Source organism: Pseudooceanicola sp. (assembly GCF_041987405.1).
Lineage (GTDB): Bacteria > Pseudomonadota > Alphaproteobacteria > Rhodobacterales > Rhodobacteraceae > Pseudooceanicola.
Genome location: NZ_JBHIWR010000004.1, coordinates 338,573 through 360,203 on the forward strand (window position 1 = coordinate 338,573; position 21,631 = coordinate 360,203).

The window sequence follows — 21,631 nt, forward strand, 5'->3', positions numbered from 1 at the left end:
GACGTGGCGCGGCGAACCTCAGTCATAGGCATGCCCCGCGCGCAGCCCCTCGCGCACTCGATGCGCGATCTCCAGGAATTCCGGCGTGTCGCGGATGTCCAGCGGGCGCTCCGCGGGCAGCGGGCTTTCGATCACGTCGGTGATCCGCCCCGGGCGCGGCGACATCACCACGATCCGGGTCGAAAGATAGACCGCCTCAGGGATCGAATGGGTGACGAAACCGATGGTCTTGCCCGTCCGCGCCCAGAGCTTCAGCAGCTCCTCGTTCAGGTGGTCGCGCACGATCTCGTCCAGCGCGCCAAAGGGTTCGTCCATCAGCAGAATATCCGCATCAAAACTCAGCGCCCGCGCAATCGACGCGCGCTGCTGCATCCCCCCCGACAGCTGCCAGGGAAACTTGCCGCCAAAGCCCGCCAGATCGACCAGCTCCAGCACCTTCTCGACCCGCGCCGCCTGTTCCGCCTTGGAAAAGCCCATGATCTCCAGCGGCAGCTTGATATTCCCCGCAATGGTCCGCCAGGGATAGAGCCCCGCCGCCTGAAAGACATAGCCATAGGCCCGGGCCAGCCGCGCCTCCTCCGGCGACATGCCATTGACAGTGAGCGCCCCGCCCGTCGGCGTCTCCAGCGCCGCGATGCACCGCAGGAACGTGGTCTTCCCGCAGCCCGACGGCCCGATGAAGGAAACGAAATCCCCCTTGTTGATATCCAGATCCACGCCCTTGAGGGCATGGACCGGGCCGTCGTTCGTCTCGAATGTCAGGTCGAGAGATTTGGCCGAAATCACTGGCTCTTGCGTCACTTAGATCCCCGCCGGAATATTCATCGGATCGCGCTGCACCGACCGTGGCGAGTTCAGCTCCTTCCACTTCGACAGCGCCACGGAGGCGGAGGCGAAGGGTTTGCGCGGAACGAAGCGGCCCCGACCCGGCTGCGGCTGCGAATTCTGCCCCCAGGCCCAGATCACCTCGCCCCGCGACAGGGTGTAACGCGGCTGCGCGGTCACTTCCATGCCCTCGAAGACGTTGTAATCCAGGATCGAATGGTGGTTCGAGGCGCTGATCGTCTTCTTGATCGACGGATCCCAGACCACCACATCCGCATCCGCCCCGGGCACGATGGCGCCCTTCTGCGGATACATGTTCAGGATCTTCGCGATATTGGTGGAGGTCACGGCGACGAACTCCTCCGGCGTCAGACGCCCGGTTTCCACGCCACGGGTCCACAGAACGCCCAGGCGCTCTTCCAGACCGTTCGTTCCGTTCGGGATCTTGGTGAAATCCTCCAGCCCCATCTTCTTCTGGTCGGAGTTGAACGCCGCATGGTCCGTCGCCACCACCTGCAGCGACCCCGCCTGCAACCCGGCCCAGAGGCCGTCCTGATGCTCCTTCCCGCGGAAGGGCGGCGACATCACCCGGCAGGCTGAATGCAACCAGTCCTCGGAAAGGTATTCCTCCTCGTTCAGCGTCAGGAACTGCGCCAGCGGCTCGCCATAGACGCGCATCCCCTTTTGCCGCGCCCGGCGGATCGCCTCATGCGCCTGTTCGCAGCTGACATGCACGATATAGAGCGGCGTTCCCGCCGCATCGGCGATGGTGATCGCCCGGTTCGCCGCCTCGCCCTCGAACTCCGGCGGACGCGAGCGCGCGTGCCATTCCGGCCCGGTCTTGCCCTCGGCGAGGAACTTCTTCTGCATCAAATCGACCAGATCGCCGTTCTCCGCATGCACCATGGGCAGCGCGCCCAGCTCCTTGCAGCGCGAGAACGACGCGAACATCTCGTCATCCTCGACCATCAGCGCACCCTTGTAGGCCATGAAATGCTTGAAGGAATTCACCCCGGCGTCCACCGCATCCTTCATCTCGTCAAAGATCTTCTCGTTCCAGCCGGTGACCGCCATGTGATAGCCGATGTCGGAACAGATCTGCGGCGCCGACTTGCGGTGCCATTCCTCGATCGCATTCTTGATCGAGCCATCCTCGCCCGGCAGGCAGAAGTCGATCAGCATCGTGGTGCCGCCACAGGCCGCTGCCCATGTGCCGGTTTCAAAGGTCTCCGCCGCCGTGGTGCCCATGAAGGGCATCTCCAGATGCGTATGCGGGTCGATGCCGCCGGGGATCACATAGGCCTCGGAGGCGTCGATCACCTCGTCCCCCTTCAGGTTCTCGCCGATCTCGACGATGGTCTCGCCCTCGATCAGCACATCCGCCTTCACCTGACGATCCGCCGTGACGACCGTGCCGCCCTTGATCACTTTGCTCATGTTGTGCTCCCCTTTGGTCTCGCCCTGTCCCGGCCTTGCGCCGGGCCCGCACGGAAATTTCTGATTGCCAAGAGGCCCCGGCACGAGGCCGGGGCATGTAACCCGTTCAATCCGGGATATGGGCCGTGATGTCCTGCCACTGCGGATTGTACTCCGCGATCAAGGCCTCTTTCCACGCGCGCCGCCAACGTTTCAACCGATGTTCGCGCAGACGCGCCTCGGCAGGGTCGGCGTGATGCTCGAACCAGACGAGCGTATGGATGCCGTAGCGCCGGGTATGCGCTTTGACGGCCCCGGATTGGTGATGCGACACACGTCGCCGCAGATCGGTCGCGCTGCCGATGTAGATCGCACCGTGCGGACGTGAGGCGAGGATGTAAACGAACCTTGGCACGGGTCGATTGAACCTGTGCCGGGTTAACCGGCCGTAAACGCTCCCTATGCCCCGGCCTCGCGCCGGGGCCTCGCGCCGGGTGCGAACCTCCGCGGGATCCCGGCGCAAGGCCGGGACAGCGACTGGGCACCTCAAGTTGCCCCGGCCTCGCGCCGGGGCCTCGCGCCGGGTGCGAACCTCCGCGGGGTCCCGGCGCAAGGCCGGGACATGTCGGGGACAGCGCGATGCCCCTCACTCCACGATCCCCGCCGTCTCGACCACCGCGTGCAGCAGGACATCCGTCCCCGCCGTGGCCCAGTCCTTGGATATCTCTTCCGCCTCGTTGTGCGACAGACCGTCGACACAGGGGCACATCACCATGGCCGTCGGTGCCACCCGGTTGATCCAGCAGGCGTCATGCCCCGCGCCCGAGATGATGTCCTGATGCGAATAGCCGAGCCGCTCCGCCGCATCGCGCAGCGCGGTGACACAGCCCGTGTCGAACTCCACCGGGTCAAAGCCGCCGACCTTCTCGAATGCGATCCCAAGCCCCATCTCGTCGCAGATCGCCTGACCCTCCTTGCGCAGGCGGGCCTCCATATCCTCGATCACCGACAGATCGGGCGAGCGGAAGTCGACGGTAAACACGACCTTGCCCGGGATCACGTTGCGCGAATTGGGATAGACGTCGATATGGCCCGCCGCGCCGACGGCATGCGGCGCATGAGACCAAGCGATCTCGTCCACGAGTTGCAGCACCTTGGCCATGCCCAGCCCCGCGTTCTTGCGCATCGGCATCGGGGTCGATCCGGTATGGCTGTCCTTGCCGGTGATCGTCACCTGGGTCCAGCTCAGCCCCTGACCATGGGTGACGATGCCGATGTCCTTGCCCTCTGCCTCCAGGATGGGGCCCTGTTCGATATGCAGCTCGAAGAAGGCATGCATCTTGCGCGCGCCCACGGGTTCGTCCCCTTCCCAACCGATCCGCTTCAGCTCGGCCCCGAATTTCAGACCCTTGGCATCCTCGCGATCCTTGGCCCAGTCTTCGGTATGCACCCCGGCAAAGACGCCCGAGGACAGCATCGCGGGGGCATAGCGCGTGCCCTCCTCGTTGGTCCAGTTGGTCACCACGATCGGGTGCTTCGTCTTCACATCCAGATCGTTCAGCGTGCGCACGACCTCCAGCCCGCCGAGAACCCCCAGCACGCCGTCGTATTTCCCGCCCGTCGGCTGCGTATCAAGGTGGGAGCCGACATAGACCGGCAACGCCTCGGGATCCGTGCCGGGACGCATCGCGAACATGTTGCCCATGCTGTCGAGGCCCATCTCGCAGCCCGCCGCCTCGCACCACTGCTGAAACAGTGCGCGCCCCTCGCCATCCTCATCCGTCAGGGTCTGGCGATTGTTGCCTCCCGCGACGCCCGGCCCGATCTTGGCCATCTCCATCAGACTGTCCCACAAACGGTCACCGTTAATTCTGAGGTTTTCGCCGGGGGCTGCCATCGGATGTCTCCTGGGTTGCACGTATTTTTACCATTCGGTCAAAGGTGAAGCTATCAGAGGCCCCGGACCAGTCAAGATTTTCACCGTTTGCCGGGCAAATAGGCACCATGGGGCGACCAATTTTTGGTCATGGCTGGACCTTGCCCCCAATCTGCGAAAAACTGTTTCACAAAGCAAGGAACGCAGGACAGAGGCATGAAGGACAGCGCCGCAGGGCAGACCCGGATACAGCGCGACAAGATCGCGACGATCACCGAAGCGGCGCTGGATGTCTTTTCGACATACGGGTTCCGTGGCGCGACGGTGGACCAGATCGCCAAGGCGGCCAAGCTCTCCAAACCCAACCTTCTTTACTACTTTCCCAGCAAGGAGGCGATTCACACGCACCTCCTCTCTGCGCTGCTGGATATCTGGCTCGCCCCGCTGCACCAACTGGATCCGGAGGGCGATCCGCTGGACGAAATCCTGACCTATGTCCGCCGCAAGCTGGCGATGAGCCGGGATATGCCCCGCGAAAGCCGCCTTTTCGCGAACGAGGTTCTGCAGGGCGCGCCCAACATGAAGCCGGCGCTTGCCAATGATCTGAAACCTCTGGTGGATGAAAAGGCCGCGGTGATTCAGGGCTGGATGGACGGGGGGGAGTTGAAGGCCGCCGATCCCCATCACCTGATCTTCTCGATCTGGTCGCTGACGCAACATTACGCCGATTTCGAGGTGCAGGTCGATGCGGTCCTGGGGCCGGAGATCAAGGACCCCTTCCCCGCCGCCGAAACCTATCTGCTGACCCTCTTCGGCCGGATGCTGCGCGTCGCACCCTGAGCGCACCCGGGCCTCGCCCCCGCAAAACTGCATCCCGCGCCGTGCAACGCCGCCGGTTGCCTTTCTGCGGCAAATGACTAGCTGTCCCCGCGGGAGGAGATGAACGGACCTCCCGGTCCCCCGAACGAGTGGAATTGACGTATGTCAGACCAGACAGCCGGACGCCTGCAGGATGGCGCCCCCTCCGCCCTGCCCGCCCGCTCTCGCGCGTCGGCGGTCCTGCTGGCGCTGGCCCTCGGCGGCTTTGCCATCGGGCTGAGCGAATTTGCCTCCATGGCCCTGCTGCCCGATTTCGCCGCCGATCTGGGCGTGAACGAGGCCCGCGCGGCCGACGCGATCAGCGCCTATGCCCTGGGCGTGGTCGTCGGCGCGCCGGTGCTGGCCGTCGCGGCGGCGCGGATGCGCAAGCGGATGTTGCTGGTCTGGCTGATGCTGGCCTTCGCGGTATTCAACACGCTCTCCGCGTTCGCCCCGACCTTCGGGATGTTCACCGCCGCCCGGTTTCTTTCCGGCCTGCCGCATGGCGCCTATTTCGGGGTCGCGGCCCTCGTCGCCGCCTCCGTCGTGCCGCGCAACAAACGCGCCTCCGCCATCGCGCGGATCTTTCTGGGGCTGACCATCGCCACCACCATCGGCGTCCCCGCCGCCAGCGTGCTGAGCGATGGCCTGGGCTGGCGCACCGGCTTCTACATGGTCGCCGCCATCGCCCTGGCCACCGCCCTCGCCGTGTTGATGAAGGCCCCGCGCACCCCTGCCGATCCCGGCGCCAACCCGCTGAAGGAGTTGGGCGCCCTGGGCAATCGTCAGGTCTGGCTGACCGTCGGCACCGGCGCCATAGGCTTTGGCGGATTCTTCGCCGTCTACACCTATATCGCCTCCACCGTGCAGACGACCCTGGGCGGGGATGAGACCGCCGTGGCCCTCATGCTGATGGTGGCCGGGATCGGCATGACCGTCTTCAACCTGGTCATGGGCGCCCTGGCCGACCGCAACATGAACGCCACCGCCTATCTGGCCTTTGGCGGCGGGGCTCTGATTCTGGGCCTCTACCCGCTCGCGGCCAGTTCCGGCCTCTGGCCGATGGCCTCCATCGTCGTGATGATGGGGGTTCTGGGGGGCGTCTCCACGGTGATGCAGACGCGGCTGATGAATGTCGCGGGCGAGGCGCAGCAGCTGGCCGCCTCGCTCCACCATGCGGCCTTCAATACTGCCAATGCCCTCGGCCCCTTCCTCGCGGCGCGGGTCGTGGCGGGCGGTTACGGCTTCCCGGCGACCGGCTATGTCGGCTCGGCCCTCGCGCTGGCCGGTCTGCTGCTCTTTTCGCTGACGATCTGGGATGCCCGGCGGAGGGGCATCGAATAGGGGGCTCTGCCCCCGCGCGGCTGCGCCGCACGCCCCCGGGATATTTCGGGCAAAAAGAAAGCCTTTCTGTTTGCTGGAAATATCCCGGGGGGCGTCCGCAGGACGGGGGGCAGCGCCCCCCTGACTCACTCCGCCGCCTTTGCCGCCATGGGGTTGTTGGGATGGGTCGTCCAGTTGGCGTAATCGCCAACCTCGCGCCCCGTCCGGGGATCCACCGCGCCCTTGTCCATCTGCACCATGGTGATGCAGTCCTCCACCGGGCAGACATTGACACAGAGGTTGCAGGCGACGCATTCCTCGTCGATCACCTCGAAGACGCGGCCCTCGTTCATCGCGATGGCCTGGTGCGAGGTGTCCTCGCAGGCCGCATAGCAACGGCCGCATTTGATGCAGGCGTCCTGGTCGATCCTGGCCTTGGTCACGTAATTCAGGTTCAGATACTGCCAGTCCGTCACATTGGGCACTGCCTGACCGATGAACTGATCGGTGGAGGTATACCCCTTCTCGTCCATCCACTGGCTCAGGCCCGAGATCATCTCCTGCACCACCTTGAAGCCATAGGTCATGGCCGCCGTGCAGACCTGCACATTGCCGCAGCCCATCACCATGAACTCTGCCGCATCGCGCCATGTCGTGATCCCCCCGATACCGGAGATCGGCAGGCCGTGGGTCGCCGGGTGCCGGGCAATCTCCGACACCATGGACAGGGCAATGGGTTTCACCGCCGGGCCGCAGTAGCCGCCGTGCGACCCCTTGCCGTCAATCGTCGGCTCCGGCGCCATGAGGTCCAGATCGACATGGGTGATCGAATTGATCGTATTGATCAGCGACACCGCATCGGCGCCGCCCGCCCGCGCGGCCTCCGCCGGTTTGCGGATGTCGGTGATGTTGGGCGTCAGCTTCACGATCACCGGGCGGTCGTAGTATTTCTTGCACCACTCCGTAACCATCTGGATATACTCGGGAACCTGCCCGACCGCCGCCCCCATGCCACGTTCGGACATGCCATGCGGGCAGCCGAAGTTCAGCTCGATCCCGTCGGCGCCGGTTTCGGCCACCCGCGGCAGGATCGCCTTCCAGCTGGCCTCGTCGCAGGGCACCATGATCGAGGCGATGAGCGCCCGGTCCGGATAGTCCTTCTTGACGCGGGTCATCTCCTCCAGGTTCACCTCGAGCGGCCGGTCGGTGATCAGCTCGATGTTGTTCAGCCCCAGCAAGCGCCGGTCCGCCCCCCAGATCGCGCCATAGCGCGGCCCGTTGACGTTCACCACCGGCGGCCCTTCGGAGCCGAGGGTCTTCCAGACCACACCGCCCCAGCCCGCCTCGAACGCGCGGCGGACGTTGTATTCCTTGTCCGTCGGCGGCGCGGAGGCCAGCCAGAAGGGATTGGGGCTCTTGATGCCCAGGAAGTCGGTCGTCAGATCAGCCATATCGAAGTCCTCCGTCGCGCGGGCCTCAGCCCGCCGTCCCCGTCAGTGTTGCATGAATATCCTCTGCCGCGTCGCGCCCCTCGGCCACCGCCGTCACTGTCAAGTCATCCCCGCCCGAGGCACAATCGCCCCCCGCCCAGACACCCTGCACCGAGGTCCGCCCGGCCCCGGTCACCGCGATCTTGCCGCCCGCGATTTCCAGCCCCTCGGGCGCGCCCGACAGGGTCTGGCCGATGGCGCGGAAACACTGGTCGGCCGCGATCACGACGGTCTCTCCGGTGCCGGTCAGCTTGCCATCACGGTCCTCGGTATATTCGAACTCAACCGCTTCCAGCCGACCATTGCCATGCAGCGCCTTTGGCTGGACATTGGTCAGGATGCGCACGCCCTTGGCCGTCGCCAGCTCCTGCTCATAGACGGAGGCCGCCATCCGATCCTGCCCCCGGCGATAGGCGATGGTGACGCTTTGCGCGCCCAGAAGCCGCGATTGCACCGCCGCATCCACCGCCGTCATGCCGCCGCCGATCACCACGACATCGCGCCCGATCGGCAGGGCGGCGAGGTCTTCGGCCTGGCGCAGCTCCGCGATGAAATCCACCGCATCCGCGACGCCCTCGCGACCGTCGCCATCCAGGCCAAGCGCATTGACCCCGGCCAGGCCCATGCCCAGGAAAACCGCGTCATAGCCTGCGCTCAGATCCTCCAACGTCACATCGCGCCCCAGGACGGAGCCCGTTTTCATCGTGATCCCGCCGATCCGCATCAGCCAGTCGACCTCCGCCTGGGCGAAACTGTCGGTGCTCTTGTAGCTGGCGATGCCGTATTCGTTCAGCCCGCCCGGCTTGGCACGGGCATCGTGGATCACCACGTCATGACCTTTCATCGCCAGGCGGTGCGCACAGGCGAGACCCGCAGGCCCGGCCCCGACGACCGCCACGCGCTTGCCCGTCGGTGCGGCCCGGTCGAAGGGATGCACATCCTTCGCCATCATCCGGTCCGTGGCGTAGCGCTGCAGCCGCCCGATTTCCACCGGCTTGCCCTCGGCAACCTCGCGCACGCAGACCTCCTCGCAGAGCGTTTCGGTCGGGCAGACCCGGGCGCACATGCCGCCCAGGATATTCTGCTCAAAAATCGTCTTTGCCGCCGCCTCGGGCGTATCGGTCGCGATCTGCCGGATGAACAGCGGAATGTCGATCGAGGTCGGACAGGCCTCCATACAGGGGGCGTCATGGCAGAAATAACAGCGATCTGCGGCGACGTGGGCCTCATGCGGCTCCAGCGGCGGATGCAGGTCGGTGAAGTTCTGGGCAAGCTGATCGGCGGCCAGGCGGCCGGCGGCGATACCATCCTTACGGGGCGAAATACTCATCGGGGACTCCGGCTATTTCTGTCCCCTCCAGCGTGCCACGGATCGAAATTTTATCAAATGGTAAATTTTTTCCGCTGCGAAATTCGTGTCCTGCAGCGGATCTGGCGATGAAAAACCGGGCACCCCTGGGGATGCCCGGCCATGATGATAACAGCTGACTCGGGGCCCTCAGCCCGCCTTGACGATCAGCAGCGTCTCCGGATCCGTGCCGGAGCTGACCATCGACTTGAACCAGTCGGGCTGACGTCCACGCCCGCTCCACGTCAGGGAGGGGTCCTCGGGGTGGCGGTATTTCGGCGGGTTGACCTTGCGGCCACGCCCGGCACCGCCGGTCAGGTCATTCAGGGAAAATCCCAGCTCGGCTGCTTTTGCTTCCAGCTCGGCGAGTGCCGCCTTCTTTTTGCGATCCTCATAGTTGCGAATCGCGGCATCCACGTCTTTCCGCAGCTTCTTGAGATCATCGAGCGACATTGAATTAAGGTCTGTCATGGGGTCCATTCCGTTTTGCAGTCATTGTGGTTCTCCCGAGAAAACCGACCAATTGCCACCAATCAAACTAGCGATAAAAAACCTAATAATGAATTGACGCATTCACAAGACACAACTTGTGTCAGCGCAATATCGTCAGCTTTCCGCCGAAACATTTATTCGAAAGGCACCAATAACGCTTTCGTGAGTTCTATAGGTTAACCACAGCAGCCGGAATTGATCCGGGAAAACTGTTTCCCAGGACCACAGCACAGAAGAACGGCGCAGGTTTCCCCGCGCCGCCCAAAGCCGTACCTTTTCTGGGGTATCCAGCCGATCATTCCGCCCGACTACCCCACCGGACGATGACCCTGGCCCAACAGGCTGACCACGTTCTCGATCATGCGCAAACCGGCATCCTGACCGAGCGACATGATTGATTCCGGATGAAATTGTACCGCCGCCACCGGCAAGGTTGTATGCTCCAGCCCCATGACAATCTTATCGGGAGTATCCGCCGTTACTTTCAATGTATCCGGCAGGCTTTCCGCTTTTGCGTGCAGGGAGTGATAGCGCCCGATGGTCACCCTCTCCGGCAGGCCGACAAAGACAATGCCGGGCTCGGAAACGGTGATCCGCGTCGGCTTGCCGTGCATCGGCACATCCAGCTGTCCCAGCTCCGCCCCGAAATATTCGGCAATCGCCTGCAATCCCAGGCAGACGCCAAATAGCGGCAGATTGCGCGCGAGCGCCTTTTCAATGGTGTTGCTGCAATCGAAATCTTTCGGATTGCCCGGCCCGGGCGAGAGAACAACCAGATCGGGGGAGAATTGGTCAAACACCTCCTCCGCCACCGGCGAGCGGGTGGTGAAGACCTCCGCCCCGGTCTGGCGAAAGTAGTTCGCGAGCGTATGCACGAAGCTGTCCTCGTGATCCACCAGCAGGACGCGCCGCCCCTTGCCCCTGGCCACACGCCAGCCATCGCCGCCGCCCTCGTTGCTTTTCACATCGCCGCGGATCGCCGCGCGCATGGCGCTGGCCTTCAGCTCCGTCTCCGCTTCTTCCTCGTCCGGGTCGCTGTCATATAGCAGCGTCGCCCCCGCCCGCACCTCGGCCACGCCATCCTTGATCCGGATCGTGCGCAGGGTCAGCCCGGTGTTCATGTCACCGTCAAAGCCCATGGCCCCGACCGCGCCACCGTACCAGAATCGCGTCGATTTCTCGTGTTTCTCGATGAACCGCATCGCCCATAGCTTGGGCGCCCCAGTGACCGTCACCGCCCAGGCATGGCTGAGAAAGGCGTCAAAGGCATCCATCCCCTCGCGCAGCCGCCCCTCGATATGGTCGACGGTGTGGATCAGGCGCGAATACATCTCGATCTGCCGCCGTCCGATGACCCGCACCGAGCCCGGATCGCAGACCCGGCTCTTGTCGTTGCGGTCGACGTCCGAACACATGGTCAACTCGCTCTCGTCCTTCTTGGACTGCAGCAGTTTCAAGATCTGTTCGCTGTCCTCGATCGCGTCCGCGCCGCGCTTGATGGTGCCGGAGATCGGGCAGGTCTCCACCCGTCGCCCCGTGACGCGCACGAACATCTCCGGGCTGGCGCCGACGAGGTATTCCCGCTCGCCCAGGTTCATGATGAACCCGAAGGGCGCGGGATTGATCTTCTTCAGCCGTTTGAAAATCGCCGAGGGGCTGTCCTTGCAGGGTTCATAAAAAACCTGGCCCGGCACCACTTCGAACAGATCGCCCCGCATGAAGCTTTTCTTCGCCTCGCGCACCAATTCGGCATATTCGCCCGGATTGTGATCGCCACGCGGCACATCTTGCGGCCCGCGTTCAAAGGGCTCCGCCACGCCGCCCCCCGCCAATCCGACGGTGGTCAGATCGCCATCGGTGAACTCGTATTGATAGCGCATGGCACCAACGGAATAATGGTCGGCCACCAGCAGATCATCGGCCAGAAACAGAACCAGATCGCGTTGATCCGCGGGCCGCTCCAGCGAAAATTCGATCGGCTCGAATTGAAAGGCCAGGTCATAGCCAAAGGCGCCATACAGCCCCAGGTGATGATCCTCGTCCGATTTGAAATGCGCCACCAGTGCGCGCAGAACGGAAAAGACCGAAGGCGCGCGCGACCGCTCCTCCTCATTGTAAACCCGGTCCGGTTCCTGCACACGCAGATCGATCGCCTCCTCCGAAACGCTGACATCCGCAACCTCGGGAATGGCCGATACCGCCCGCTGCATCATCTTCAACAGAACGCGCCCCCGGGGATTGAGCGCGCCAATCCGCATCTGGCGTCCCCGCGCTTCGACCATCACGGGCGGTTCGGAAAAGCCGAATTCCCATCTCGTATAACGGCCGGGGTATTCGTAATTCGAAGAAAACAGCGCCCCGCGATGCTGATCCAGCTGTTCCGCCAACCGGTCGGTATCGCCATGGTAGTCCGCCGGGACCTCGCGTCGGGTGATCGTCAGGCCGCCATCGGTCTGGTAGGTCAGATCGGTCATGTCAGTCTCGTCTTTGAAGGGCGGCGGGCCAATATGCCGCCGCGATGACAGGAAAGGAATTAGCAGGCGTAAACGCCGCGCCATCGCCCTTCGATCTGATTGCCCTGCCACAGGATGCCGGTCATGGCACGTCCCTCTCATTCAACGCCATTCGCTTAGCAAGCGGCCGGGACGATGTAAATGGGGACCGCTTGGCGCATGGCACCCCTCGACCCCGCCCAGCCTCTCGCCTAACTTGCGCGGGACCCGACCCATAGGAAAGACCGCCCCATGACCCTGCCCCCGCTCCCCGACCGCCCGCTCGATATCTGCATCTACGGCGCGGGGGCCATCGGCGGGGTGATCGGGGCGCTGTTGTCCAAGGCCGCCGGCACTGGCGACATCGGCCGCGTCACCCTGGTGGCCCGCGGCCCGCACCTGGCCGCGATGCAGCGCGACGGCCTGCGCTTCCGCACCCCCGACGGCGAGATGGAAACCATCACCGTCACCGCCACCGACGATCCCACGACCCTGCCGCCGCAGGATGTCGTCATCACCGCGCTCAAGGGCCACCAGATCCCGCCGCTGGCCGACACGCTCGCCGCCCTGATGGCGCCGCACGCCCGCATCCTGCCCGTGGTGAACGGCGTGCCCTGGTGGTACCCGATCCCCGATGGCCAGGGCGGCAGCAAGGGCGCGGAGGAGGTCGACCCCGGCGGTCACCTTTGGGAAAAGATCGGGCCGGAGCGCGCCATCGGCGCCATCGCCTATCTCGGCGCCTCCGTCCCGGAGCCCGGGCTGATCTCCTATGACATCAACGGCTACCTCGACCTCGGCCGCCTGCCCGAAGAAGACCGCGCCGATGTCACCCGCATCGCCACCCTGCTGGAAAGCGCAGGCTGGATGATCCGCCAGACGGAGCCCTTCCAAAACGCGCTCTGGGCCAAGATGATGGGCAATTGCGCAATGAACTCCGTCTCTGCCATCACCCGCAGCCCGAACGGCACCAACCTGAAGTCCAAGCCGCTCTACGATTTCACCGGCGCCATCATGGAGGAGGTCCGCGCCATCGCCACCGCCGAAGGGGCGGAAATCGGCATGCCGACCGAAAAACGCCTCACCCTGGCCATGCGCAACGCAGAGTTCAAGACCTCCACCCTGCAGGACCTTGAAAAGGGCCGCCCGATGGAGATCGAACCGATCTTCGCCGCCACGGTCTCCGTCGCCAGGGCGCGCGGCGTGCCCTGCCCCATGCTGGAGCTGGCCACGGAAATCCTGCGCCATGTGGAAAGGTCGCGCGACCTCTGACCGCGCGCCCCTGCTTCATCTTTCCAGAAATACTCCGGGGTCCGGGGCAGCGCCCCGGTCGGCGCCCACCCCGCGCAACGCAACCCCTCCCCCTGCCAGGGGGAGGGTAAAGTATGTCCCGGGAGGGTCAGCGAGAGCGTCTAGCCCCCGAACCTACCCAAGCGCCGTGTCACACCGCCCGCAAACCCCCGGATGCGCATGTGTCCCCACGTCGGGCAGGATCTTCCAGCAGCGCTGGCATTTCTCGCCCTCCGCTTCTTCGAAGACCACGGCCACACCGGGCACCTCCGGCAGGCGATAGGCCTCCGCCGGGGCGGGATCGCCGGTCAGTTGGATGTCGGAGGTGATGCAGACATCCTCAAAGGCCACTGCCTTCAGCGCCTCCAGCATCTCCGCATCCTCGACGTGCACCACCGGCGCGGCCTCCAGCGAGGCACCGATCACCTTGTTGGTCCGCTGCACCTCCAGCGCCGCCGTCACAACGCGCCGCGCCTGCCGCACCTTGGCCCATTTGGCCGCCAGCGCCGCATCGCGCCAGTCCGCCGGCGTCTCGGGGAAGTCGACCAGGTGGACCGAGGACTGATCGCCCGGGAACCGTTCCAGCCAGACCTCTTCCATCGTGAAGGTCAGGATCGGCGCCAGCCATGTCACCAGCCGGTGATAGAGCAGATCCAGTACCGTCCGCGCCGCCTTGGCCCGCGCGGTATCCCCGTCGCAATAAAGCGCGTCCTTGCGGATGTCGAAGTAGAAGGCCGACAGCTCCACCGTGGCGAAGTTGAAGACCGCCTGGAACATCGACTGGAAATCGAACTCCGCATAGCCCTTGCGCACCACCTCGTCGAGCTCACTCAACCGGTGCAGCACCCAACGCTCCAGCTCCGGCATATCCGCCGGGGCCACGCGATCTTCCTCGCGGAAATCACCAAGCGAGCCGAGCATGAACCGCAAAGTGTTCCGCAACCGGCGATAGCTGTCCGCCACGCCTTTGAGGATCTCCGGCCCGATCCGCTGATCGGCGGAATAATCCACCTGCGCCACCCAGAGACGCAGGATATCCGCGCCGTACTGCTTGACGACCTCTTCCGGCACGATGGTATTGCCAAGCGATTTGGACATCTTGTTGCCCTTCTCGTCCAGCGTGAACCCATGCGTCACCACGTTGCGATAGGGCGCACGCCCCTTCGTCCCGCAGGCCTGCAGCATCGAGGAATGGAACCACCCGCGATGCTGATCGGTGCCCTCCAGATAAACATCCGCGATCCCGTCCGGCGCCCCGTCCTCACGGTCGCGCAGCACGAAGGCATGGGTCGACCCGGAGTCAAACCACACGTCGAGGATATCGAAGACCTGCTCATAGGCCTCCGGATCAGCGTCATTGCCCAGAAACCGCTCCTTCGCGCCCTCGGCGTACCAGGCATCCGCGCCCTCGGTCTCGAAGGCCTCCGCGATCCGCGCATTCACCGCCTCGTTCCGCAGCAGGTAATCCGCGTCCGTGGGCAGCGCCCCCTTCTTGACGAAGCAGGTCAGCGGCACGCCCCAGGCCCGCTGCCGCGACAGCACCCAATCGGGCCGCGATTCGATCATAGAATACAGACGGTTACGGCCCGTGCGCGGCCACCACGTGACCAGCTCGTCGATCGACCGCAATGCGCGCTCGCGGATCGTCGTGCCATAGGTGTCGTCCCCGCCGACCGGCTTGTCGATGGCGGCAAACCACTGCGGCGTATTGCGGTAGATCACCGGCGCCTTCGACCGCCACGAATGCGGGTAGGAGTGCTTGATCTTCCCGCGCGCCAGCAGCCCGCCGACCTCGATCAGCTTGTCGATCACCGCCTTGTTGGCATCGCCCTCCCCGCCCTTGCGGTTGAGGATGTACTTGCCCCCAAAGAACGGCAGGTCCGCGCGGAAGGAGCCATCGTCCATCACGTTGTAGGTGATGACCTGCTCCAGCATCCCCAGATCGCGGTAGAGCTCGTATTCCTCCATCCCGTGGGACGGCGCGCAATGGACAAAGCCGGTGCCCTCGGTATCGGTCACGAACTCGGCCGCGCGGAAGTCGCGGATATCGTCCCATTCGCCATTGGAGCCTTCGGCCCCGGCGAGGGGGTGCCGGAGACCCAGCCCCGCCAGCTCATCCGCGCTGACATCGCCCAGACGACGGTACATCCCGTCCTCCAGCCGTGCCCGCGCGAACACATCCGCCGCCCGGTCATCCGCGAGGATGTAGCGGTCGCCGATCCGCGCCCAGCATTCCTCGGGCCGTCCAGTCACTTCATAGAGGCCGTAGGAGATGCCTTCGCCATAAACGACCGCCTTGTTCGACGGCAGCGTCCAGGGCGTCGTCGTCCAGATCACCACATAGGCCCCCGCCAGCCTGTCCCGGGCCTGCCCCGGGACCTCGCGCCCCTCTGCCGCCTGATCCCGCGGGACCCCGGCGCTGGGGCCGGGGTCGCCGTCGCCTGAGGCGACGGCGAACTTCACCCAGACCGTAAAGCTCTCCTTGTCGTGGTACTCCACCTCCGCCTCGGCCAGCGCGGTCTTCTCGATCGGCGACCACATCACGGGCTTGGAGCCCTGATACAAAGACCCGTTCATGAGGAACTTCATGAACTCCTCGGCGATCACCCGCTCCGCGTGGAAATCCATCGTCAGGTAGGGATCGGCCCAGTTGCCGGTCACGCCCAGGCGCTTGAACTCCGACCGCTGCACGTCGATCCAGCTGTCCGCAAAGGCCCGGCATTCCTGCCGGAAGTCCACAACAGGAACCTCGTCCTTGTTCTTGCCCTTCTTGCGGTACTGCTCCTCGATCTTCCATTCGATCGGCAACCCGTGGCAATCCCAGCCCGGCACATAACGCGCATCCCGCCCCATCATCTGGTGCGAGCGGACGATCATGTCCTTGAGGATCTTGTTCAGCGCATGGCCGATATGGAGGTTGCCGTTCGCATACGGGGGGCCGTCATGCAGGATGAAGGGTTCGCGCCCCTCCTTCTCCCGCAGGCGGTCATAGACCCCGATGTCCTCCCATCTTTTCAGCCAGTTGGGCTCACGATTGGGAAGCCCGGCCCGCATCGGGAAATCGGTCTTCGGCAGGTTCAGGGTATCTTTGTAGTCGCGTTCTGTATTCGGCGTCTCGGCGCACATATCGTGTGATCCGTCTCAAATCTAAATGTCTGGGGTGAGGTCGGCGCGGGCATCCATACGCCTTGTCCCGGCGTCTCTGGTCAGAGCGCCGGGCATGTAATTCGAATGATGATCGCAAAACCAAACATCTTGCCCGCCTTATAGGCCCGCCCTCTCACAGGGTAAAGCGACGAAACGCCCGGGTCCGGTCCCGGGCTTCGTCTGGTCGGAAATACGTCGGGGGAAGCGGCAGACGACGGGGGCAGCGCACCCACCCCGGTCGGCCCTCCCCGGACCGGTCCTCCGCCACACAAGCCCGCCATGCCCCGGCCTCGCGCCGGGGCCTCGCCCCCACAAAACCCCAGGCGCCACAGGCACCATATCCAGAGGTCCCGGGGCAAGCCCGGGACATGCGCCCCGCCTCACCCTTCGAACTTCTTCCGCACCTGTCGCGCCAGCGACACCCGCCAACAGTTCCCCCGGTCAAGCCGGAGATCGACGCCCCAAAAGACGCCCGCCGCCCTCACAACACCACCATGCCCCGGCCTCGCGCCCGGGGCCTCACGGCCACAAAACCCCAGGCGCGACATCCCCCGTATCCAGAGGTCCCGGGACAGGCCCGGGACATGCCGCCGCCTCACCCTTCGAACTTCCGCACCTGTCGCGCCAGTGCCGCCCGTCAACAGTTCCCCCGGTCAATCCGGAGATAGACGCTCCAAAAGACGCTCGCCGCCCTCACAACACCACCATGCCCCGGCCCTCGCGCCGCGGCCTCGCCCCAACAAAACCCCAGGCGCCACAGGCACCATATCCAGAGGACCCGGGGCAGGCCCGGGACATGCTGCCACCTCACCCTTCAAACTTCCGCACCTGTCGCGCCAGCGACACCCGCCAACAGTTCCCCCGGTCAAGCCGAAGACCGACGCCCCAAAGACGCTCGCCGCCCTCACAACACCACCATGCCCCGGCCCTCGCGCCGGGGCCTCGCCCCGACAATACCCCAGGCGCGACAGGCACCATATCCAGAGGTCCCGGGGCAAGCCCGGGACATGGCCCCCACCTCACCCTTCGAACTTCTTCCGCATCTGCCGCGCCAGGGCCGCCCGGACCGAGGCGCGGGTCAATCGCGCCATCGCCGCCTCGCGCTCGCCCTCGGGCGCGGCATCGTAGACCAGCTTGGCGGCTTCCAGTTCCGCCTCCAATGCCAGTTCGTCCCCCGTCGCGCCCTCTTCGGCGATGATCCGCATGGCCAGCGCAACCGCCGGATCCTCCGGATCGGCCACGCGGTCCGGCTCGGCCGATTGCAGCGGGTTCGCACGTCGGCGCGAAAACAGCATGCTCAACCATGTGATCAGTCGCATCATCCGTGACACGTCCCTGCCCCCGAACAGATATGGGCGCCGCCCTGCAGCGACGCCCATCGTAAACCGGACACCGGTCTGGTAAAGAGCTCAGGCAGCCCGCCGCCGTTTCAAGGCTCCGATCCCCGCCAGTCCGGCCACGAGCAGGATACCCGTCGCGGGCAGCGGAATGGCCGGTGCGGTCGAACTGATCGCCCCAACGGCATCAATATCCGCCCCGGCAAACACGCCGGAATGCGGCCCGCTATTCCCGTTGTCAGTCAGCCGGACGAAGTAATACTTCTCGAAAGCCGTGACGAATGGGTTGGCGTCGATGTCGATGCTGGTCGGTTGTCCATCCAAATAGCCGAAATCGATCCAGGACGACCCGTTTGTCGAAATTTCGACCTGGAATGACTCCACGGCGCTGCCGATTTCAAACACGTGCAAATCAGGCGTATTGTCACCTGAGGTTGTCAGAGCGTTGTCGGTAAATTTCAACGTGATCGAACCACCTTCGCCAAGCGAGACGTAGCCCTGACAATCTCCAGAGGTGTGATCCGGCGCTCCAAGAGCCAACGAACTGTCGATACAGCCGCCGGACGTCCCAGCCAGCGCCGCGGACGGGCTGTAGTTCACCACCTGATCCGCAAAGGAGACATCACCATCGGGGAAGTAGATGCTCGAATAGGTAACGCCGGTGGCCCCGGCCGCCTGAACGCCAGCAAAGAACACAGCACCGGCAATGGCCGCACGAAATGCAATCATGAAAAATCCTCCAGAAAATACTCAAACTGTTTCCTGATTACACGATCGTGAGGACATTTTCAAACTCAACCGGCTGGCGGTGTCGAGGTGCCCTCCCCAAAAAGCCCCGTCAGCGCCCGGCGCAGCACCGTGGTCACCCTTGGCCGCCGCCCCGCGCCGAAGGGCATCGGGCGGCAGACCTCCATCGCCGCGACGCCGACCCGAGCGGTCAGGGCGCCGTTGACCACCCCCTCGCCGAAGCGCCGCGACAGACGGGCCAGCACGTTGCCCCCCAGGACCGAACCGATCATGTCGTCGCCCACGGCCACCGCGCCGGTGGCCACCAGATGCGTCATCACCGCCCGGGTCAGCCGCAGCGACCCCAGGGTTCCCGAACGTCCGCCATAAACCTCCGCAATCCGGCGGATCATCCGGATGTTGCTGGTCATCGCCGCGATCACATCGGCAAAGGCCAGCGGCACCAGCGCCGTCACCGTCGCCACCTGACGCGCCGCCGCTTCGACCTCGCGCAGGGCCATGTCGTCAAGCGGCGCCAGCAGCTCCGCCTCCGCCAGCGCCAGCACGCCCGCGGCGTCGAAGGGCTCGTCCTTGCGCTCCGCGAACCGTGCGTGATGCCACTCCAGCTCCGCCCGCCCGGCATACATCCCCGCCAGCCGCCCGGCGAAGTCGCGCGCCTTGGCGAGGTCTTCCTCGACCACCGCCTCCTCGGCCAGACGGTGCATCTGGTCCATCCGCGCCAGTCGCGAAAACGCCGCCAATTCCTTCACGACGATGGCCACCGCCACCAGCACGAAGGCCCCGATCAGCGCCGCCACCGCCCAGCCCAGCACCGGGTTGGCCGCGATCAGGCCCAGGACGAAATTCCACGCGGCTGTGGTCACCACCACGCCGATCACCGCCAGCAGCAGCCCCCAGAACCAGCGCGCCAGCCGCGAGGGACGCCGGGCCGCCAGGGTTGCCGCCATCTGCATCGCCCGGCCCGACGGGGCCTCCGCCGCGCCGCCCACGTCGGGCACCGGCGGCGCCTCTGCCGGGCCCGGGCCCCGCGTCTCCTCCATCTCGATCAGGACCGGGCCACGCCGTGTCTGTGTTTCATCCGCCATGCGGTTTGGCCTCCCATGTCAGCAGCACATCCGGCAGCCCTTCTTCGTTGCCCGCCCCGTCCGAGCGTTCGACCTCGCGGAATCCATGGCGCCCGTAGAACCGCCGCGCCCCGACATTGGCGACGAATGTGTAAAGCTCCAGCCGCGCGCGCGCGTCCTGCGCATGTGCCAGAAGCTGCGCGCCAATCCCGTGCCCCCGCGCCCCCCGCGCCACGTAGAGCGCGTGAATATAGTCGTCCTCCCGCGCCATGAACCCGCGCACATGACCGTCGTCGGCGACCCAGACCAGCCCGTTCTCGATCAGCTGCCCGCAGAAGGCGATGTTCTCCGCCTCGCTGTGCAGCTCCGGCATCCAGCGGTGATCGCGCACCGCCTGTGTCAGGATCGCCCCGGCCTTGCCCGCGTCCAGTGGATGGGCCCTGCGCACCACGAGGCTCACAGCCGGTCCCCCAGAAGGAACTGCGCCGCCCGGTCCAGCCGGATATGCGGCGGCCCCTCGCCCGGTTTCAGGCGCAGCACGGCGGGGGCGAAGGACATCAACGCATATTCCCCGTCCAGCCAGGCCACCTGCCCCGCCCGCGCCGGGTTTAGCAGCCGCGCCGGGTCCTCCGGCAATTCGCCCGGGTACATCGCCGCCATCCGTCCCCGCGCCCCGTCCCCCTCCATCAGCGTGCCGCGCACGCAGTCGAGCGGCTTGCCCTCGTGGCTCAGCGTCTCCTCCACCGTCGCGCGGAGGGAGGCGATGGCCATGGCCTGCGTCTCCGCCCCCGCGAATTTCGCCCGGTCCACCGCATCGCGCACCAGCGCCTGCATGATCCCCGACAGCGCCCCGTGCTGCGAATGGTGCAGATGGTCCGCCTTGGTCGCGGCAAAGAGGATCTTTTCGACCCGCTGGCCCAGCAACAGCCGCGAGAGGAAGGAGTTCCGCCCCGGCTGAAACGCCTCAAGAATATCCGACAGGGTCTGACGCAGATCCTCTACCGCTTGCGGTCCCTTGTGGATCGCTCCAAGCGCGTCGACCAGCACCACCTGCCGGTCGATCCGGGCGAAATGATCGCGGAAGAAGGGCTTGGCGACCTTGGACTTGTAGGCCTCGAACCGCCGCTCCATCTCCCGCCAGAGCCCCTTCCGTGGCGCCCGATCCTCCGGCGGCAGCGGCGCGAAGGTCAGCGCAGGCGATCCGGCCATTTCACCGGGCAGCAGGAACCGCCCCGGCGTCAGGTCCGAATAGCCCGCCTTGCGCGCCGCCTCCAGATAACCGGTATAGGACTTGGCCAGCGCCTGCGCCTCCGGCTCCTCCCAGCTCTCCTTGCCCGTGGCACCCCGGGCGGCCTCCAGAAACGCCGCCGCCTGCGCCCGCCCCTCGATCCGCGCCAGCATCTCCGCCGACCAGTCGGCATAGCTGCGGTCCAGCAGTGCGAGGTCCAGCAGCCATTCGCCCGGGTAGTCCACGATATCCAGATGCACCGTGCGCGGCCCCTGCATCCCCGCCAGCAGGCCGGAGGGGCGCACCTTCAGCGACAGCCGCAGCTCGCTCACCGCGCGGGTGCTGTCGGGCCAGTGCGGCGTGGCGGAGGTCAGCGCGGCGAGGTGGTTTTCATAGTCGAAGCGCGGCACCGTATCGTCGGGCTGCGGTTGCAGATAGGCGGTGACGATCCGACCGTCCGCCTGCGCCACCAGCCCCGTCATCCGCGCCCGGTCCAGAAGGTTCGCCACCAGCGAGGTGATGAAGACCGTCTTGCCCGCCCTTGCCAGCCCGGTCACACCCAGCCGGATCACCGGTTCGGAAAAGACGCCGGTCACCGTCTGACCCACGGTTTCCACCTGCCGCACCACGCCCTCGGCGATGTCACCTATAAACACTGCTGACTGCCCCGGTTGTTCATGAGGGGAATGTAGGCGCGCGAT

17 protein-coding genes are annotated in these 21,631 nt (G+C 65.4%); 3 read left to right on the plus strand and 14 right to left on the minus strand.

Annotated elements, in window-relative coordinates:
- Positions 1-18 precede the first annotated feature (18 nt).
- From ACFC2Y_RS12705 to ACFC2Y_RS12720, 4 genes are all read right to left on the minus strand, one after another.
- Positions 19-801, minus strand: coding sequence for an ABC transporter ATP-binding protein (locus tag ACFC2Y_RS12705; protein ID WP_375172707.1), 783 nt, complete (start codon positions 799-801; stop codon positions 19-21).
- Positions 802-2,262 (minus strand): dihydropyrimidinase, encoded by a 1,461-nt coding sequence (gene hydA / locus ACFC2Y_RS12710; RefSeq protein ID WP_375172706.1) that lies wholly within the window; start codon positions 2,260-2,262, stop codon positions 802-804. It abuts the gene before it with no gap.
- Between the two features lie 106 nt (positions 2,263-2,368).
- Complete coding sequence (locus ACFC2Y_RS12715; protein ID WP_375172705.1) at positions 2,369-2,656, minus strand: GIY-YIG nuclease family protein; 288 nt, start codon at positions 2,654-2,656, stop codon at positions 2,369-2,371.
- Positions 2,657-2,887: 231 nt separating this feature from the next.
- A complete protein-coding gene (locus tag ACFC2Y_RS12720; protein WP_375172704.1) occupies positions 2,888-4,138 on the minus strand; it encodes a Zn-dependent hydrolase in 1,251 nt (416 codons plus the stop codon).
- A gap of 195 nt (positions 4,139-4,333) precedes the next feature.
- Between ACFC2Y_RS12720 and ACFC2Y_RS12725 the strand changes: the two genes are divergently transcribed.
- The gene (locus tag ACFC2Y_RS12725; RefSeq protein ID WP_375172703.1) at positions 4,334-4,957 is read left to right on the plus strand and encodes a TetR family transcriptional regulator C-terminal domain-containing protein; all 624 of its coding nucleotides are present in this window, start codon (positions 4,334-4,336) and stop codon (positions 4,955-4,957) included.
- 141 nt (positions 4,958-5,098) lie between these two features.
- Entirely contained in the window at positions 5,099-6,319 is a 1,221-nt protein-coding gene (locus ACFC2Y_RS12730) for an MFS transporter (protein WP_375172702.1), read from the plus strand.
- Between the two features lie 125 nt (positions 6,320-6,444).
- Here ACFC2Y_RS12730 and preA read toward each other — a convergent pair whose 3' ends face one another.
- The 4 genes from preA to ACFC2Y_RS12750 all read right to left on the minus strand — a co-directional run bounded on the left by preA (position 6,445) and on the right by ACFC2Y_RS12750 (position 12,102).
- Positions 6,445-7,749 (minus strand): NAD-dependent dihydropyrimidine dehydrogenase subunit PreA, encoded by a 1,305-nt coding sequence (gene preA / locus ACFC2Y_RS12735; RefSeq protein ID WP_375172701.1) that lies wholly within the window; start codon positions 7,747-7,749, stop codon positions 6,445-6,447.
- A gap of 25 nt (positions 7,750-7,774) precedes the next feature.
- Complete coding sequence (locus tag ACFC2Y_RS12740) at positions 7,775-9,118, minus strand: NAD(P)-dependent oxidoreductase (protein WP_375172700.1); 1,344 nt, start codon at positions 9,116-9,118, stop codon at positions 7,775-7,777.
- 168 nt (positions 9,119-9,286) lie between these two features.
- Positions 9,287-9,589, minus strand: a complete 303-nt coding sequence (locus ACFC2Y_RS12745) for an H-NS family nucleoid-associated regulatory protein (protein ID WP_375172699.1) — start codon at positions 9,587-9,589, stop codon at positions 9,287-9,289.
- A 347-nt stretch (positions 9,590-9,936) separates the two neighbouring features.
- Positions 9,937-12,102: an anthranilate synthase component I gene (locus tag ACFC2Y_RS12750; protein WP_375172698.1), complete on the minus strand. Its 2,166-nt coding sequence runs from the start codon at positions 12,100-12,102 to the stop codon at positions 9,937-9,939.
- Positions 12,103-12,372: 270 nt separating this feature from the next.
- Here ACFC2Y_RS12750 and ACFC2Y_RS12755 point away from each other — a divergent pair, with 270 nt between their 5' ends.
- Entirely contained in the window at positions 12,373-13,389 is a 1,017-nt protein-coding gene (locus tag ACFC2Y_RS12755; RefSeq protein WP_375172697.1) for a ketopantoate reductase family protein, read from the plus strand.
- Positions 13,390-13,542: 153 nt separating this feature from the next.
- On the opposite strand, the gene ileS is transcribed toward ACFC2Y_RS12755, so the two are convergent.
- From ileS to ACFC2Y_RS12785, 6 genes are all read right to left on the minus strand, one after another.
- Positions 13,543-16,533, minus strand: coding sequence for an isoleucine--tRNA ligase (gene ileS / locus ACFC2Y_RS12760; protein WP_375172696.1), 2,991 nt, complete (start codon positions 16,531-16,533; stop codon positions 13,543-13,545).
- A gap of 1,040 nt (positions 16,534-17,573) precedes the next feature.
- Complete coding sequence (locus ACFC2Y_RS12765) at positions 17,574-17,876, minus strand: hypothetical protein (protein WP_375172695.1); 303 nt, start codon at positions 17,874-17,876, stop codon at positions 17,574-17,576.
- A gap of 87 nt (positions 17,877-17,963) precedes the next feature.
- Positions 17,964-18,620, minus strand: coding sequence for a VPLPA-CTERM sorting domain-containing protein (locus ACFC2Y_RS12770; protein ID WP_375172694.1), 657 nt, complete (start codon positions 18,618-18,620; stop codon positions 17,964-17,966).
- A 65-nt stretch (positions 18,621-18,685) separates the two neighbouring features.
- Entirely contained in the window at positions 18,686-19,723 is a 1,038-nt protein-coding gene (locus ACFC2Y_RS12775) for a YcjF family protein (RefSeq protein ID WP_375172693.1), read from the minus strand.
- A complete protein-coding gene (locus ACFC2Y_RS12780) occupies positions 19,713-20,162 on the minus strand; it encodes a GNAT family N-acetyltransferase (RefSeq protein WP_375172692.1) in 450 nt (149 codons plus the stop codon). The genes ACFC2Y_RS12775 and ACFC2Y_RS12780 overlap by 11 nt, the downstream gene beginning before the upstream one ends.
- A complete protein-coding gene (locus tag ACFC2Y_RS12785) occupies positions 20,159-21,586 on the minus strand; it encodes a YcjX family protein (protein ID WP_375172691.1) in 1,428 nt (475 codons plus the stop codon). Before ACFC2Y_RS12785 ends, ACFC2Y_RS12780 begins: the two co-directional genes overlap by 4 nt.
- Between the last annotated feature and the right edge of the window lie 45 nt (positions 21,587-21,631).